At 41.6% G+C, this 15759-nt stretch carries 15 protein-coding genes and 1 pseudogene; 9 read left to right on the top strand and 7 right to left on the bottom strand.

The features are described from left to right. The first annotated feature begins 97 nt into the window (after positions 1 to 97). The 6 genes and pseudogenes from HT693_RS09345 to HT693_RS09320 all read left to right on the top strand — a co-directional run. Positions 98 to 973, top strand: coding sequence for a substrate-binding domain-containing protein (locus tag HT693_RS09345; RefSeq protein WP_138705154.1), 876 nt, complete (start codon positions 98 to 100; stop codon positions 971 to 973). A gap of 117 nt (positions 974 to 1090) precedes the next feature. After that, a complete protein-coding gene (pstC, locus tag HT693_RS09340) occupies positions 1091 to 1954 on the top strand; it encodes a phosphate ABC transporter permease subunit PstC (protein WP_000165893.1) in 864 nt (287 codons plus the stop codon). After that, the gene (gene pstA / locus HT693_RS09335; RefSeq protein WP_000049768.1) at positions 1947 to 2762 is read left to right on the top strand and encodes a phosphate ABC transporter permease PstA; all 816 of its coding nucleotides are present in this window, start codon (positions 1947 to 1949) and stop codon (positions 2760 to 2762) included. Before pstC ends, pstA begins: the two co-directional genes overlap by 8 nt. A gap of 1 nt (position 2763) precedes the next feature. Further along, on the top strand, positions 2764 to 3516 hold the full coding sequence (gene pstB, locus HT693_RS09330) for a phosphate ABC transporter ATP-binding protein PstB (RefSeq protein WP_000536446.1): 753 nt from the start codon (positions 2764 to 2766) through the stop codon (positions 3514 to 3516). A gap of 14 nt (positions 3517 to 3530) precedes the next feature. After that, positions 3531 to 4181, top strand: coding sequence for a phosphate signaling complex protein PhoU (phoU, locus tag HT693_RS09325; RefSeq protein ID WP_054392639.1), 651 nt, complete (start codon positions 3531 to 3533; stop codon positions 4179 to 4181). A 61-nt stretch (positions 4182 to 4242) separates the two neighbouring features. Beyond that, positions 4243 to 4635 (top strand): annotated as a pseudogene (locus HT693_RS09320) (transposase); the annotation flags it as partial. Between the two features lie 151 nt (positions 4636 to 4786). Here the strand turns inward: HT693_RS09320 and HT693_RS12275 are convergent. Then, complete coding sequence (locus HT693_RS12275) at positions 4787 to 5038, bottom strand: hypothetical protein (protein WP_007284768.1); 252 nt, start codon at positions 5036 to 5038, stop codon at positions 4787 to 4789. 411 nt (positions 5039 to 5449) lie between these two features. On the opposite strand from HT693_RS12275, the gene HT693_RS09310 reads away from it, so the two are divergent. Together HT693_RS09310 and galU are read left to right on the top strand one after the other, a co-directional pair. Next, positions 5450 to 6466 (top strand): NAD(P)H-dependent glycerol-3-phosphate dehydrogenase, encoded by a 1017-nt coding sequence (locus HT693_RS09310; RefSeq protein WP_172925128.1) that lies wholly within the window; start codon positions 5450 to 5452, stop codon positions 6464 to 6466. A 21-nt stretch (positions 6467 to 6487) separates the two neighbouring features. Further along, positions 6488 to 7387: a UTP--glucose-1-phosphate uridylyltransferase GalU gene (gene galU, locus HT693_RS09305; RefSeq protein ID WP_001185619.1), complete on the top strand. Its 900-nt coding sequence runs from the start codon at positions 6488 to 6490 to the stop codon at positions 7385 to 7387. Positions 7388 to 7547: 160 nt separating this feature from the next. Here galU and HT693_RS09300 read toward each other — a convergent pair whose 3' ends face one another. The 6 genes from HT693_RS09300 to pbp1b form a co-directional block, all read right to left on the bottom strand. Then, positions 7548 to 8222 carry a rhomboid family intramembrane serine protease gene (locus tag HT693_RS09300; RefSeq protein ID WP_000658506.1) on the bottom strand — a complete coding sequence of 225 codons (675 nt, stop codon included), beginning with the start codon at positions 8220 to 8222 and terminating at the stop codon, positions 7548 to 7550. Beyond that, positions 8206 to 8745: a 5-formyltetrahydrofolate cyclo-ligase gene (locus tag HT693_RS09295; protein WP_000834335.1), complete on the bottom strand. Its 540-nt coding sequence runs from the start codon at positions 8743 to 8745 to the stop codon at positions 8206 to 8208. Before HT693_RS09295 ends, HT693_RS09300 begins: the two co-directional genes overlap by 17 nt. A gap of 11 nt (positions 8746 to 8756) precedes the next feature. Then, complete coding sequence (locus HT693_RS09290) at positions 8757 to 9887, bottom strand: N-acetyldiaminopimelate deacetylase (protein ID WP_000885081.1); 1131 nt, start codon at positions 9885 to 9887, stop codon at positions 8757 to 8759. A gap of 68 nt (positions 9888 to 9955) precedes the next feature. Further along, positions 9956 to 10654, bottom strand: coding sequence for a 2,3,4,5-tetrahydropyridine-2,6-dicarboxylate N-acetyltransferase (gene dapD / locus HT693_RS09285; RefSeq protein ID WP_000127477.1), 699 nt, complete (start codon positions 10652 to 10654; stop codon positions 9956 to 9958). Between the two features lie 230 nt (positions 10655 to 10884). Further along, entirely contained in the window at positions 10885 to 11796 is a 912-nt protein-coding gene (locus HT693_RS09280) for a DMT family transporter (protein ID WP_007285066.1), read from the bottom strand. A gap of 71 nt (positions 11797 to 11867) precedes the next feature. After that, positions 11868 to 14333 (bottom strand): penicillin-binding protein PBP1B, encoded by a 2466-nt coding sequence (pbp1b, locus tag HT693_RS09275; RefSeq protein ID WP_138705732.1) that lies wholly within the window; start codon positions 14331 to 14333, stop codon positions 11868 to 11870. A gap of 141 nt (positions 14334 to 14474) precedes the next feature. Between pbp1b and tyrS the strand changes: the two genes are divergently transcribed. Further along, positions 14475 to 15731 (top strand): tyrosine--tRNA ligase, encoded by a 1257-nt coding sequence (gene tyrS, locus HT693_RS09270; protein WP_000546884.1) that lies wholly within the window; start codon positions 14475 to 14477, stop codon positions 15729 to 15731. Positions 15732 to 15759: the final 28 nt, after the last annotated feature.

Genomic DNA, 15759 nt, shown 5'->3' with positions numbered 1-15759 from the left:
TTTACATGAATCAGGGATAAACCTTTACAAAGACTTGTTAGACTATAAGTGTAGTAATCCTACACAAGAAAAATACATAGAAATAAAGGTGATTATTATGAAATTCAAAAAAATGCTTACTCTTGCAGCCATTGGCTTATCAGGATTTGGGCTTGTTGCCTGTGGCAATCAGTCATCTGCTTCCAAACAGTCAGCTTCAGAAACGATTGAGGTGATTTCACGAGAAAATGGCTCTGGAACACGGGGTGCCTTCACAGAAATCACAGGGATTCTCAAAAAAGACGGTGATAAAAAAATTGACAACACTGCCAAAACAGCTGTGATTCAAAATAGCACAGAAGGTGTTCTCTCAGCAGTTCAAGGGAATGCTAATGCTATCGGCTACATCTCCTTGGGATCTTTAACGAAATCTGTCAAGGCTTTAGAGATTGATGGTATCAAGGCTAGTCGAGACACAGTTTTAGATGGTAAATACCCTCTTCAACGTCCCTTCAACATTGTTTGGTCTTCTAATCTTTCCAAGCTAGGTCAAGATTTTATCAGCTTTATCCACTCCAAACAAGGTCAACAAGTGGTCACAGATAATAAATTTATTGAAGCTAAAACCGAAACCACAGAATATACAAGCCAACACTTATCAGGCAAGTTGTCTGTTGTAGGTTCCACTTCAGTATCTCCTTTAATGGAAAAATTAGCAGAAGCTTATAAAAAAGAAAATCCAGAAGTTACGATTGATATTACCTCTAATGGGTCTTCAGCAGGTATTACCGCTGTTAAGGAGAAAACCGCTGATATTGGTATGGTTTCTAGGGAATTAACTCCTGAAGAAGGTAAGAGTCTCAGCCATGATGCTATTGCTTTAGACGGTATTGCTGTTGTGGTCAATAATGACAATAAGGCAAGCCAAGTCAGTATGGCTGAACTTGCAGACGTTTTTAGTGGCAAATTAACCACCTGGGACAAGATTAAATAAAATGTTTGCTCCATAAATCTCTAAAGAGATGCAGACGTTTCATCGTACAATAAGATAAAGAAGGCAAGTAGGGAGGTGTCGTATCTCCCTTACTTTCTTCACTAGAAAGGACAAGATGTGACAAAACAAGCCTTCAAAGAAGCAGTTTTTAGGGCAATTTTTTTCATGAGTGCAACAGTAGCTGTTGTAGCTATTTTGCTAATCTGTTTCTTTATTTTTAGTAATGGCTTACCTTTCATGGCTAACTACGGCTTTGCCCGTTTTTTATTAGGCAGTGATTGGTCGCCAACGAACATTCCGGCAAGCTATGGTATTTTACCAATGATCGTTGGTTCCTTATTAATTACCTTAGGAGCGATTGTGATTGGGGTGCCAACAGGCATCTTGACATCGGTGTTTATGGTTTATTATTGTCCAAAGCCCGTCTATGGCTTCTTAAAATCAGCTATCAACTTGATGGCGGCCATTCCATCTATTGTTTATGGTTTTTTCGGCCTACAATTATTGGTGCCTTGGATTAGAACCTTTTTAGGAAATGGCATGAGTGTCCTAACCGCTTCGTTACTATTAGGAATAATGATTTTGCCAACCATTATCAGTTTGTCAGAATCTGCTATCCGAACAGTTCCCAAAACGTATTATTCTGGTAGCTTGGCTCTAGGAGCTAGTCATGAACGGAGTATTTTTAGTGTCATCTTGCCAGCTGCGAGATCTGGTATTTTATCAGCAGTTATTTTAGGAATCGGTCGCGCAGTAGGTGAAACCATGGCAGTTATTTTGGTGGCAGGCAACCAGCCGATTATTCCAAGTGGGCTCTTTTCAGGAACCAGAACCTTAACAACCAATATTGTTCTGGAAATGGCTTACGCATCAGGTCAGCATAGGGAAGCCCTTATTGCAACCTCAGCAGTTCTCTTTTTCCTTATTCTCTTGATTAATGCCTACTTTGCCTACTTGAAAGGAAAATCATCTTATGAGTAAATACCTGCTAAAACTTCTCGTTTATTGTTTTTCAGCTTTAACCTTTGGCTCTCTCTTTTTAATCATTGGTTTTATCCTCATCAAAGGCTTACCTCATCTAAGTCTATCCCTCTTTTCTTGGACTTATACTTCTGAGAACATTTCCCTTATGCCAGCGATTATTTCCACCGTTATTCTGGTCTTTGGTGCTCTTCTTTTAGCCTTGCCCATAGGGATTTTTGCTGGTTTTTATCTTGTGGAATATACAAAAAAAGATTCCCTTTGTGTTAAAATCATGCGATTGGCCTCAGATACCTTGTCTGGGATTCCTTCCATTGTTTTTGGTCTGTTTGGCATGCTCTTCTTTGTAGTCTTCTTAGGTTTTCAATACTCTCTGTTATCAGGAATCTTAACCTCAGTCATCATGGTGTTGCCAGTCATTATTCGCTCAACAGAAGAAGCCCTTTTATCTGTTAGTGATAGCATGCGTCAAGCAAGTTATGGACTTGGGGCAGGTAAGTTACGGACTGTTTTTAGAATTGTTCTACCAGTTGCCATGCCAGGTATTTTAGCTGGAGTGATACTAGCTATTGGCCGTATCGTTGGTGAGACAGCTGCCCTCATGTATACATTAGGTACCTCTACCAATACGCCAAGTAGTCTCATGTCTTCAGGTCGTTCTCTAGCCCTGCATATGTATATGCTGTCAAGTGAGGGGCTACATGTCAATGAAGCCTATGCTACCGGTGTGATTTTGATTATTACTGTTTTAATGATAAATACTCTATCAAGCTTATTATCTCGAAAACTTGTGAAAGGAGCTTCCTAGTATGGGAACATTTTCAGTCAGACACCTAGACTTATTTTACGGGGACTTTCAAGCCTTAAAAAATATTTCGATTCAATTACCAGAAAGACAGATTACTGCCTTGATAGGCCCATCTGGTTGTGGTAAATCAACTTTTCTAAAAACCCTTAATCGGATGAACGATTTGGTTCCTTCTTGCCATATTGAAGGCCAAGTCCTCTTAGATGAGCAAGATATTTATAGTAGCAAATTCAACCTTAATCAGCTACGTAAGCGTGTAGGGATGGTTTTCCAACAGCCTAATCCCTTTGCCATGTCTATCTATGATAACGTGGCTTATGGCCCAAGGACACATGGTATTCGAGACAAAAAACAATTAGATGCCTTAGTGGAAAAATCTTTAAAAGGGGCAGCCATTTGGGACGAAGTCAAAGATAATCTTAAAAAGAGTGCCATGTCCTTATCAGGCGGTCAGCAGCAACGCCTTTGCATTGCGCGAGCTTTAGCAGTAGAACCTGATATTCTGTTAATGGATGAGCCTACTTCAGCCTTAGACCCTATCTCCACTTTAAAAATTGAAGACCTCATTCAGCAACTAAAAAAGGATTATACGATTATCATTGTTACCCATAACATGCAACAAGCTTCACGTATTTCAGATAAAACTGCTTTTTTCTTAACAGGAGAAATTTGCGAATTTGGAGATACCGTTGACGTGTTTACCAATCCAAAAGATCAGCGCACAGAAGACTATATTTCAGGACGGTTCGGATAAGGAAGGAAAAACCTATGAGAAATCAATTTGATTTAGAATTGCATGAATTAGAACAATCCTTTTTAGGACTAGGACAACTTGTCCTTGAAACAGCTTCAAAAGCCTTACTGGCCTTAGACTCCAAAGACAAGGAGATGGCAGAGCTAATTATCAATAAGGATCATGCTATCAACCAAAGTCAAAGCGCTATCGAATCGGCCTGTGCCCGTTTGTTAGCCTTGCAGCAGCCACAAGTGTCTGACCTTCGATTTGTGATTAGCATCATGTCTTCTTGTTCAGACCTTGAACGTATGGGAGACCATATGGCAGGCATTGCCAAAGCTGTTTTGCAACTAAAAGAAAATCAACTAGCCCCTGGCGAAGAACAGTTACACCAAATGGGTAAATTATCCCTCAGCATGCTGGCCGATTTATTGGTTGCCTTTCCTTTGCACCAAGCCTCAAAAGCTATTAGTATTGCTCAAAAAGATGAACAGATTGACCAATATTATTATGCCTTATCAAAGGAAATCATTGGACTTATGAAAGACCAAGAAACCTCAATTCCCAATGGAACTCAATACCTTTATATCATAGGACATCTGGAACGCTTCGCTGATTACATTGCTAACATTTGTGAACGCCTAGTCTACCTAGAAACAGGAGAACTAGTGGATTTGAATTAATTCAACTAATCCTTAAAAGAGAAGAGTACGATTAAGTGCTCTTTTTTATGGTTGTAAAAAAGTTCATCTGAACAATTTAAGCAGTGTAGATAGTGAGGAGCTGTTTCAATTCTATCGTGAACGAGGGAATGCTGAAAACTTTATCAAAGAAAGGAAAGCAGGATTCTTTGGGGATAAAACAGATAGTTCGACCATGATTAAGAATGAAGTACGTATGATGATGGGCTGTCTGGCTTATAATCTCTACCTCTTTTTAAAGCAGCTAGCTGATGATGAAGTAAAGTCCTTGACTATCAAGCGTTTTCGACCTCTCTTCCTTCATATTGCCGGAAAATATGTCTCTACTGCTAGACGACATATTCTCAAATTCTCAAGTCTATACGCCTATTCAAAACAGTTTCAAGCCTTATTTGATACAATCTGCCAGATAAATCTGATACTCCCTATTCCATATAGAGCTAGAGGGCAGGGGAAAACATGCCTAACAATAAGTCACCTTATTTTAGAAATCGCGCATCAAACCAAGGGAGGAGTCTGCCCTTTTTTAGGAAAAAATCAAGACAAATCTCCTCAATCATGTCTCAAATATTAGAAATCAAGCAAAATCACCAGAAGGACAGTAGTTTAACTAGCTTTTCTGGTGATTTTTGAACTGTGTAGTTCGTTAGTGCCAGATATGAATAATTTGGGATGATAAATCTTTCTTCCTCAGGTAGCCTATCATAATACTCTTCAAAAATCTTATCAAAAACACTCTCTTTCTTTTGGGCGATAGTTTCATCTTCGTATGTAGGAGTCCTCATCAAGAAATACTTCAATTCTAGGTATTCCTTATCCAACTCTATATAACTTGGCATCAACTTGTAATCTTCAACCCCCAAACGTTCAGCGATATATTTTAACTTTGTTAGTGTTGGTCTGGATTCTCCATTTTCAATTCTAATTAATTGACGGATACTTCATTCAGACTCATCGCCACAAAATTCTGAACTACTGATTTTTTTAGCCAAACGTAATCTTTTAATTTTTTCGCCAAACTCTCGCAAGCTACAAGAACCTCCTGAGTTGTTTACCTCTATTATAAGCATATACTGAATCAAACTATCTATCAGATTTCTTCTCACTTTAACTAAAGACTGAGAGTTTAATACTAGCCCCGGTTTTTGTGTATTTTTGAAGTCACAAAGACACCACTTCCCAGCAATGCAAGTGCAAAATCCTCTAGAATATGATAGAATAAGAGAAAGGACTCTATTAAGGAGGAAATCATGAAAAAACAAACCGTCGCCGTCTTGGGGCCTGGTTCCTGGGGAACTGCCCTTTCACAAGTCTTAAATGACAATGGACACGAGGTACGTATTTGGGGAAATCTTCCCGAACAAATCAATGAAATTAATACCTACCATACTAACAAGCACTACTTTAAAGATGTCGTTCTAGATGAAAATATCATTGCCTACACCGACTTAGCAGAGGCACTGAGAGATGTGGATGCGATTTTGTTTGTTGTCCCAACAAAAGTGACACGACTTGTTGCCCAACAAGTTGCACAAACCTTGGACCATAAGGTTATCATCATGCACGCATCAAAGGGATTAGAACCTGATAGCCATAAACGATTATCAACCATCCTTGAAGAAGAAATTCCTGAACATCTCCGCAGTGATATTGTCGTTGTTTCAGGTCCTAGTCATGCAGAAGAGACCATTGTGCGTGACCTGACTTTAATCACTGCTGCTTCTAAAGATTTACACACAGCTCAATACGTTCAGGAGCTATTTAGTAATCACTACTTCCGACTTTATACCAATACGGATGTTATCGGGGTCGAAACCGCTGGTGCTCTTAAAAATATTATCGCTGTCGGTGCCGGAGCTTTACATGGTTTGGGATTTGGTGACAACGCTAAGGCAGCCATCATCGCTCGAGGCTTGGCAGAAATCACCCGCCTAGGGGTAGCACTCGGGGCTAATCCACTGACCTATAGCGGCTTATCTGGTATGGGAGATTTGATCGTAACAGGAACCTCCATCCACTCTCGTAACTGGAGAGCCGGAGATGCTCTTGGTCGTGGAGAATCCCTAGCTGATATCGAAGCCAATATGGGCATGGTGATTGAAGGAATTTCAACGACTCGAGCAGCCTATGAGCTAGCGCAAGAACTTGGAGTCTATATGCCGATTACGCATGCCATTTACCAAGTTATTTACCAAGGAACCAATATCAAAGATGCCATTTATAATATCATGAACAATGAATTTAAAGCAGAAAATGAGTGGTCTTAACCCTCTAGAGAAAGGATTCTTATGGCACTGAAAGTTAGAAAAGCAGTCATTCCTGCCGCTGGACTAGGAACTCGATTTTTACCAGCAACCAAGGCCCTTGCTAAAGAAATGTTGCCAATTGTAGACAAACCAACTATCCAGTTTATCGTGGAAGAAGCTCTCAAATCAGGTATTGAAGATATTCTGGTTGTCACTGGTAAATCAAAACGCTCTATTGAGGACCACTTTGATTCAAATTTTGAGCTTGAGTACAACCTCAAAGAAAAAGGTAAAACAGATCTGTTAAAATTAGTAGATGAAGCAACTGGCATGCGCCTTCATTTCATCCGCCAAACTCACCCTCGTGGTCTTGGAGATGCTGTCCTACAAGCCAAAGCTTTTGTAGGGAATGAGCCCTTCGTTGTTATGCTGGGTGATGACCTTATGGACATCACAGATGAGAACGCCGTTCCTTTGACAAAACAACTGATGAAGGATTACGAAAAGACACACGCATCAACCATTGCTGTCATGCCCGTACCACACGAAGACGTTTCATCATATGGAGTCATTGCTCCTCAAGGTGAAGGAATCAACGGACTCTATAGCGTTGAAACTTTCGTTGAAAAACCAGCGACCGAAGATGCACCAAGTGATTTTGCAATCATCGGTCGCTATCTACTCACACCTGAGATTTTTGATATCCTCGAAAAGCAAGCTCCTGGTGCTGGAAATGAAATCCAACTTACTGATGCTATTGATACGCTCAATAAAACACAGCGTGTTTTTGCCCGTGAATTTACAGGAGCTCGTTACGACGTTGGGGATAAGTTTGGATTTATGAAAACATCTATTGACTACGCCCTCAAACATCCACAAGTCAAAGATGACTTAAAAGATTACCTCATCCAACTGGGAAAAGAATTGGCTGAGAAGGAATAATACTCTTCGAAAATCTCTTCAAACCACGTTAGCTTCACCTTGCCGTACTCAAGTATAGCCTGCGGTTAGCTTCCTAGTTTGCTCTTTGATTTTCATTGAGTATAAAATAAAAAAAGATAAGGTTCAAAAAATGCCTTATCTTTTTTCATTTCACAAATTTTCATCCCATTCCCTTGTAGAGAAGTAAGACTGCGAGTCCTACGAACAAGACTAACGCTACCAGTCTCTGACTAGCACTATACATCCGTCTTTCTCCTCTAACTGGAAAGATAATTGCTAGAAATGCACCACCAACTGCACCTCCGATATGGCCTGCTAGGCTGATTCCTGGAATCAGAACACTTCCAATAATGTTAATCACAAAAAGTGTCAGATAAGACTGTCCTAGCTGTTGGATATAAGGATTACGAGTTGCATAGCGAAGAATGATAATCGCGGCAAATAGACCATAAAGGGAGGTGGATGCACCTGCTGCTAAGGATTTGGGACTAAATACAAAAACAAAGAGATTGCCCATCATTCCTGATAAAAGATAGAGAAAAAAAAACTGCTTAGAACCGAAAATCTCCTCTACCTGCCTTCCAAGATAATAAAGTGAAAGCATATTAACAATGAAATGCTCCCACCCAATATGAACAAAAATAGCCGAAAAGAGACGCCAAATTTGCTCGGGAAAGAGGCGAATGGCAGGCCCATACATGGCTCCAAATCGAAATAGAGTATCCGCCCTGTCAAAGTTTCCTCCTGTAGTTACCAACATTAGTAGAAATACCACGGCCGTCACTAAAAGAAAGAAACTCGTCACAGGGTAACGCCTATCAAAGATTTCCTTCATCAATCAAAACCTCCTGAACAGGAATATCATGGTTTTCAGGGATAAAATCCTGAACTTGATAATGATAAACCGTACTCAAAGTATGACCAGTAAACTGTTCCAGATAGCGGTCATAATAACCTCCGCCATAGCCAATCCGATAGCCTTCCATCGTAAAAGCTAGCCCTGGGACATGAATCAAATCAATCTGAGAGGCATCTACCACTTCCAAATTTCCCTGTGGTTCCAGTAAGCCAAAGGAAGTTTTGACCAGTTGTTGCAGATCATAGACCACAAAGTCCATGCGCCCCTTGGAATAGGTTTTGGGTATCAGAACCTTCTTGCCGTCCCTCAGCGCCTGCTCAATCAATCCCTGCGTTTGAAATTCGTGCGGAAAAGAGAGATAGGTTGCGATGACCTTGGCTTCTTGGTAGAAGGGATGGTGTAAAAGCCGCTCGGTTAAAGCTTGCTCTATAGCCTGTTTTTGCTCTTGAGATATAGCCTTCATTTCTTGCAAGACTTGCTTGCGTAGTTCCGATTTCATAGACAACCCCTCTACTCTGCTGCCTTCTTTTTCAGGAAACTAGAGACCGCATCCACCCCAATAGCTAATGCTTCTTCCTTAGGAGCCATCTGAGGGTGATGAAGGGCGTAGGGACTATCGATACCCAGCCAAAACATCACGCCATCAACCTTTGAAAGGAGATAACCAAAGTCCTCGCCTGTCATAGCAGGCTCGATATCAATCAACTCAATTCCGTCTTTCTCTTCAAAAAAGTCCATTAGTTCACGCGCCAAGGCTGGATGGTTCTCAACAGGTAGGTATCCACCTTGTTTGAGTTCCACTTCGACTTCCATATCAAAGGCAGCTGCAACTCCTTCTGCAACTGTTTTGACCCGCTTTTGTACCAAGAGACTCATGTCCTGAGTCAAGGCCCGAATAGTTCCATGCAAAAAGGCTGTATCTGTGATAACATTGTTGGTTGTTCCAGCTTGGAAAACTCCAAAGGTCACCACCGCTCCCTCGATTGGGTTGACATTGCGGCTGACAACTGACTGCACCTGGGTCACAAAGTAACTAGCTGCCACCAAGGCGTCATTAGCTTCATGTGGAAAGGCTGCGTGTCCTCCTTTGCCTTTGAAACGAATCTTCACCTCGCAAGTTCCTGCAAAGAGTGTATGAGTATTGGTCGCAATCTGACCAACCTTCAAATCTGGTCGAACATGAAGCCCATAAAACTGGTCTGGCAACCAGTCTCCAAAAGCGCCATCCTCATACATGAGCATGCCACCAGCTTCATTTTCTTCAGCAGGCTGAAATAGGAAGAGTAGATTATTTTTAGGTTGTTCCTCAAGGGCGCGCTCGAGACAGCCTAAGGCAATAGTCATGTGGAAATCATGACCACAAGCGTGCATGCGACCTTGATGCTGAGAAGCAAAAGGAAGTCCTGTTTGTTCAACGATAGGCAGACCATCAATATCCGTCCGCCAACCAATAGTACGCTCTGGCTGACTTCCCTGCAAGTAAACCAAAATACCTGTCCGCCAAGTACGAACTTGAACAAACTCCTTGCCCGCAGTCAATTTCTCAATCACATCCAGCAAATAAGCATGAGTCTTGAACTCCTCCAAGCCAATCTCTGGAATCTGGTGCAAATCTCGTCTAGTCTGAATCAAATCTAACATCTATCTATCCTCCTATATAGCAGAAAGAGGCTGGAAAAAGGGTCCCGCCTCTATTTTTCTTTTACAAATTACAAGGTACGAAGCGCATCCTCTAGCGCTGTTTTTTGTTGAGTTTGGGCATCAATCTCTTTGATAATTCGAGCTGGAACACCTGCTACTACTACATTTTCTGGAACATCTTGGGTAACGATAGCTCCTGCTGCGACAACTGAACCACTACCGATTTGGACTCCTTCGATAACCACTGCATTGGCACCGATAAGAACATTGTCTCCAACACGGACTGGTTCTGCGCTAGCTGGCTCAATCACACCTGCTAAAACTGCACCTGCACCAACGTGGCTATTTTTCCCAACGATGGCACGGCCACCAAGGATAGCCCCCATGTCAATCATGGTTCCTGCACCGATTTCAGCACCGATATTGATAACAGCTCCCATCATGATAACAGCATTGTCACCAATTTCTACCTGGTCACGGATAATAGCGCCTGGCTCGATACGAGCGTTGATAGCACGTTTATCTAGCAAAGGAACTGCAGAATTGCGGGCATCTTGCTCAACAACATAGTCTTGATTTTCTACCAAACCATTGAGAAGCGGAGCCACGTCCTTCCAGTCTCCAAATAAAACATTCCCTAGTCTAACAACCGAGCTAGGTACAGCAGTTGCGAGTTGTCCCTCAAAAGTTACTTTCACACTGGTTTTCTTCTCAGCATTAGCGATAAATTGGATAATTTCTTGAGCATTCATTTTTGTAGCAGTCATAAAAAAACCTCTCATTCTTTATAATGATAACTATTCTACCAAAAAAAGCCTCAAATTTGAAGCCTTTTTGTCTGTTTTTAGGTATGATTTTTTAGGGATGTGAGATAAAACGTGCTGTCGGTAAAAGCAAACCCCTACCGATACAACCTAAAAACACTCTTCACAACTATCTCCCCGTGTTTTATTGACTATTCTAGTATAGCACACTTTTAGAATTAAGAAAAGACTTTTTATCTACTTTCTTTCGCTTCTTCTATAGACAAAAATATCATGGGTAAAATAATCAAGGCCATAGCTAGAAGGAGTGACCAATCCACTACCAGGCCTAAGAACAAAACACTCAAGAGAGCAGAAGAGAGAGGTTCACTGGCACTGATAACGGAAACCACCAAAGGAGAAACCAAGGACACCGCCTTCATGGAAATAAAAAAAGCAAAAGCCGTCCCAAAGAAAGCGATAATGAGACAAATCAAGATACTCCAAATATCAAGAGTAAAGGAAAGCTGATGCACTGGCGAGAGAACATTGCTAAATAAACCTGCCAAAATCATCCCCCACCCAACCGTGGGTACAAAACCATAGCGCTTCGCAAAAGGCTGGGGCAAGATAACATTAAACATAACACCCATAGCACTCAGTAAGCCCGTCACAAGGGCTAGTGGTGTCATGGATAACTGAGAGAGATCTCCCTTTGTCGCCATCAAGCAAACACCCAGCATAGCAATCAAAACATAGAAAATAGCACTTTTTGACGCTCGTTTTTGATAAACCAAGCGATTGTAAAAGAGGATAAAGACAGGACTGATAAACTGTAAAATAGTCGCTGTCGCTGCATTTGAGTATTCTACACAGAGATAGAAAAAATACTGGACTGAAAAAATCCCCAAAATAGCATAGGCCAAAAAGGGTAGGTAATTTTTCTTGTCTCGCCAAATATCTAGCACTTGCGATTTTAATTGTATTGCAGACCAAATGAGTACAAGACTCCCTGCTAGTGTCAATCGCATAGAGGTAATCCAGCCAGAAGACACCTGGTAATGAGTAAAGAAATACTCTCCTAGAATTCCACAGATTCCCCAGATTAAGCCGGATAGGAGCGAATAAATAGTTCCTTTAACAATCTTTTTCTGATACTGATTCATACCTTTATTGTAACACGAAAGGAAAAAAGAAAAAAGTGGCAATCCATTGATTCGCCACTTCATTTAGAGAATTATCGTCTCGCCCTTGAAGAAGAAGGTCGTGTAGCACTTGAGTTACTGCTATCGCTAGAACTACTACTTGAACTGCTGGAGCTTGATGGAGTTGGTAGACTCCTCACAATACTAGACCAAGCATTCTGATAATCCGCATCACTTCCGCCAATAGCAAAGCGATAACTTGTCGCTGGCGCTCCTGACTTATTAGCCCAATAGCTGGTAACAGTCGAACCTGTGACCTCTACTTCTTTTCCTTCAACAGAAACCTTCCCTGGTTTTTGACCTGTTGATTTCAAGACTTCCGATTTCACTACACTAGGATCTAAAGCAAAGCGCTCGTTCCCCCAAATGCTTGGGGAGGCTTTCTGAATCGCATTTACTAGATGAGCCATGTAATTAGAGTTATTAGAATAACCTGCTCTACGTGACAATGAATGATTATCATCATGCCCAATCCAGCCACCTAGGGTTAATCTAGGTGTCGAAAGCATAAGCCACATATTTTCGTCTTGGTTGGTTGTACCAGTCTTCCCAATCCAATCTGCATTAGCCAGAGTAGGATTTAAAGCAGTCAGATTCGTCTTGAAGGTTGTTGTCACACGAGAGGATAGAACTTCTCGCAACAAGCTCTGCATAATTGTCGCAGTAGCTTTTGAATAGACTTGAACCGGTTTGTCCTGATACTCATACACCACTCTACCATCTGCTGCTTCAATCTTTGAAATCACATGCTTCTGATGATAAACTCCATTATTAGCCAAGGTCTGATAGCCATTGGTATGCTGGGCAACTGTGACTTCAATACCACCACCCATTGGCAAGCTCTCAATATCGTACTCAGGAATCTCGTAGCCCATCTTTTCCATATAACCTTTGACATCCACACCCTTTTCACGGAGCATACGGTAGGTCCAGTAAGCCGGGATATTCCATGAATAGTTCAGAGCTTCTCCCAAGGTCATCATTCCTGTTCCCTTGCTATTAGCATACATAATCGGATTGCCATTGGCAAAGTTTGTTGGATAGTTAGATAGAATCGTTTCGCTTCCCATCAAGCCCTGGTCAATAGCAATACCGTAGGCCAGCAAAGGCTTGGTAGTAGAAGCTGGTGAGCGCTTAGTATCAAAGGCATGATTATTTTGATTTTCTTGATAATTGCGACCACCTACAAAGCCTAGAATAGCACCTGTTTGGTTGTCCATCAAGACATTTCCTACTTCTACACGACCTGTTCCATCGTCTAAAAGATAGCCATAGTCAGCAACCGCATTTTGCATGGCAGAATGAATTTTCTGGTCTATGGTAGTAGTAATCTTATAACCACCATTTTCAATTTCCTTGGCTGCCAAATCACGATAAAACTTCTGAGTTGCCTCATTTTTCAATTCCTTAGTGGAGACATTGTCTCTCTGAGCTAGATAGTCATACATACGTTCTTGAGCTTCTGCCAAAGTTGTAAAGTATAAATAGTCTCGTGAAATTCCTGTGACCGTGCCCGATGGTAAAAAGTCCTGTTTAAGGTCATAATCCTTGTACTGAGAATACTCGTCCTTGCTTAAGGCACCTGTACGATACATACTGTAAAGAACTGCCTTAGCCCGTCTTAAGCCAATTTCTAGGTCTTCATCACTCTTCAACTCCCCAGTATTTTCATAAGGAGAGTAAGTAATGGGACTCTGTGGAAGTCCTGCTAAAAATGCTGCTTGAGGAACAGTCAACTGACTGGCATCGACACCGAAAATCCCCTCAGCCGCCTGCTGAGCTCCTGCAATATTCTGCCCCTTATTATTTCGGCCAAAGGGAGCCACATTGAGATAGGTCGTTAAAATCTCATCTTTATTCATGGCGCGTTCCAAGGCAAGAGCATCCACAATCTCTGTCGCCTTACGAGCCAAGGTCGGCGCATCCCCAACCACCTGCTGTTTAATCAGTTGCTGGGTCAAGGTTGAACCCCCACTAGAGGAACCCAAACCTACAAATTTCCCCAAGGTCGCACGAATCACCGCCTTGGGTACTACACCCTTATGTTCTTTAAAGTGTTCGTCTTCCGTCGCAATGATAGCCTTCTTCAGATTTTCCGAAATTTGCTCAGATGAGATAGAAGTGCGCAACAAATCACTCTCTATGGAAGCAATTACCGTCCCATCCGCATAGGTAATCTCTGAAATAGAAGAGATGTCCTTGACCTGATGTACCAATTCTTCTGTCTGAGGCACCCGAACCTTGTCAAATAAGGCCACTCCGTACCCCAAAGCAATCCCAGCTCCCAACATTCCTCCTAGAAAACCGAGTACAAAGAGTAAGTTAAATAAGGCTTTTATACTCAGTAAAATAGCTGGAAAAACGGCTGACTTATCTAAGGTTTTAGATTTTTTGGTACTTGAACCTTTCTTGCCAGGTCTAGCTGATTTTTTATGTTTTTGTTTTTGCTGGAAAAATTCCAGCATTTTTCGTTTTAATTCATTTAATTGATTTTGCATGGACTTCCTCACTCTATCTATTATACCACAAAAGGGAAACTTTCAATAAAATAGCCACTTTCTTCCCTATTCTGCTAGGCTATTGCCCAAGTTTGTGATACAATAGGTAGAAACAATAATTTTAAAAAGGAGAAAAGACACATGCACATTTTTGATGAGCTAAAAGAGCGTGGTTTGATTTTTCAAACGACTGATGAAGAAGCTTTGCGTAAAGCCCTAGAAGAAGGTCAAGTTTCTTATTATACTGGCTACGATCCAACTGCTGACAGCCTTCACCTAGGCCATCTTGTCGCAATCTTGACAAGTCGTCGCTTGCAACTAGCAGGTCACAAACCTTATGCGCTCGTTGGCGGTGCTACAGGTCTCATCGGAGATCCGTCCTTCAAAGATGCTGAACGTAGTCTCCAAACAAAAGACACAGTAGATGGCTGGGTCAAGTCTATCCAAGGACAACTTTCTCGTTTTCTTGACTTTGAAAATGGGGAAAACAAGGCTGTCATGGTCAACAACTACGACTGGTTTGGCAGCATCAGCTTCATTGACTTCCTCCGTGATATTGGAAAATACTTCACTGTCAACTACATGATGAGTAAGGAGTCTGTGAAAAAACGGATTGAAACAGGGATTTCTTACACTGAGTTCGCTTACCAAATCATGCAAGGGTACGACTTCTTCGTCCTTAACCAAGACCATAATGTCACTCTTCAAATCGGTGGTTCTGACCAGTGGGGAAATATGACAGCTGGTACCGAATTGCTTCGTCGTAAAGCTGACAAGACTGGACACGTTATCACAGTTCCGCTTATCACAGATGCAACTGGTAAGAAGTTTGGTAAATCAGAAGGAAACGCAGTCTGGCTCAATCCTGAAAAGACCTCTCCATACGAAATGTACCAATTCTGGATGAATGTTATGGACGCTGACGCTGTTCGCTTCTTGAAGATCTTTACTTTCTTGTCACTTGATGAGATTGAAGACATTCGTAAACAATTTGAAGCAGCGCCACACGAACGCTTGGCTCAAAAAGTCTTGGCTCGTGAAGTCGTTACACTTGTTCACGGCGAAGAAGCCTACAAAGAAGCCCTCAACATCACTGAGCAGCTCTTTGCAGGAAACATCAAAAACCTTTCTGTTAAAGAACTTAAACAAGGACTTCGTGGTGTGCCAAACTACCAAGTTCAAGCAGACGAAAACCACAATATCGTGGAACTGCTCGTGTCATCTGGTGTGGTTAACTCAAAACGCCAAGCCCGTGAAGATGTCCAAAACGGAGCTATCTACGTCAACGGCGACCGTATCCAAGACCTTGACTATGTCTTGAGTGACGCAGATAAGTTAGAGAATGAACTGACTGTTATCCGTCGTGGAAAGAAAAAATACTTTGTATTAACTTACTAAATTGTTCAACATTTACCTATAAAAAAAG

Source organism: Streptococcus sp. 2154, assembly GCF_013277255.1.
Lineage (GTDB): Bacteria > Bacillota > Bacilli > Lactobacillales > Streptococcaceae > Streptococcus > Streptococcus pseudopneumoniae.
The sequence above is the reverse complement of the archived record's forward strand: the minus strand, read 5'-3'. Positions and strand labels throughout refer to the sequence as shown.

What these genes read in the sequence shown, in the direction of transcription:
- tyrS (WP_000546884.1), top strand. Translation starts at nt 14,475, where the DNA reads ATGCACATTTTTGATGAGCTAAAAGAGCGTGGTTTGATTTTTCAAACG.
- pstA (WP_000049768.1), top strand. Translation starts at nt 1,947, where the DNA reads ATGAGTAAATACCTGCTAAAACTTCTCGTTTATTGTTTTTCAGCTTTA.
- dapD (WP_000127477.1), bottom strand. Translation starts at nt 10,654, where the DNA reads ATGACTGCTACAAAAATGAATGCTCAAGAAATTATCCAATTTATCGCT.
- HT693_RS09290 (WP_000885081.1), bottom strand. Translation starts at nt 9,887, where the DNA reads ATGTTAGATTTGATTCAGACTAGACGAGATTTGCACCAGATTCCAGAG.
- HT693_RS09280 (WP_007285066.1), bottom strand. Translation starts at nt 11,796, where the DNA reads ATGAATCAGTATCAGAAAAAGATTGTTAAAGGAACTATTTATTCGCTC.
- pstB (WP_000536446.1), top strand. Translation starts at nt 2,764, where the DNA reads ATGGGAACATTTTCAGTCAGACACCTAGACTTATTTTACGGGGACTTT.
- HT693_RS09300 (WP_000658506.1), bottom strand. Translation starts at nt 8,222, where the DNA reads ATGAAGGAAATCTTTGATAGGCGTTACCCTGTGACGAGTTTCTTTCTT.
- pbp1b (WP_138705732.1), bottom strand. Translation starts at nt 14,333, where the DNA reads ATGCAAAATCAATTAAATGAATTAAAACGAAAAATGCTGGAATTTTTC.
- HT693_RS09310 (WP_172925128.1), top strand. Translation starts at nt 5,450, where the DNA reads ATGAAAAAACAAACCGTCGCCGTCTTGGGGCCTGGTTCCTGGGGAACT.
- HT693_RS09295 (WP_000834335.1), bottom strand. Translation starts at nt 8,745, where the DNA reads ATGAAATCGGAACTACGCAAGCAAGTCTTGCAAGAAATGAAGGCTATA.
- galU (WP_001185619.1), top strand. Translation starts at nt 6,488, where the DNA reads ATGGCACTGAAAGTTAGAAAAGCAGTCATTCCTGCCGCTGGACTAGGA.
- phoU (WP_054392639.1), top strand. Translation starts at nt 3,531, where the DNA reads ATGAGAAATCAATTTGATTTAGAATTGCATGAATTAGAACAATCCTTT.
- HT693_RS09345 (WP_138705154.1), top strand. Translation starts at nt 98, where the DNA reads ATGAAATTCAAAAAAATGCTTACTCTTGCAGCCATTGGCTTATCAGGA.
- HT693_RS12275 (WP_007284768.1), bottom strand. Translation starts at nt 5,038, where the DNA reads ATGCCAAGTTATATAGAGTTGGATAAGGAATACCTAGAATTGAAGTAT.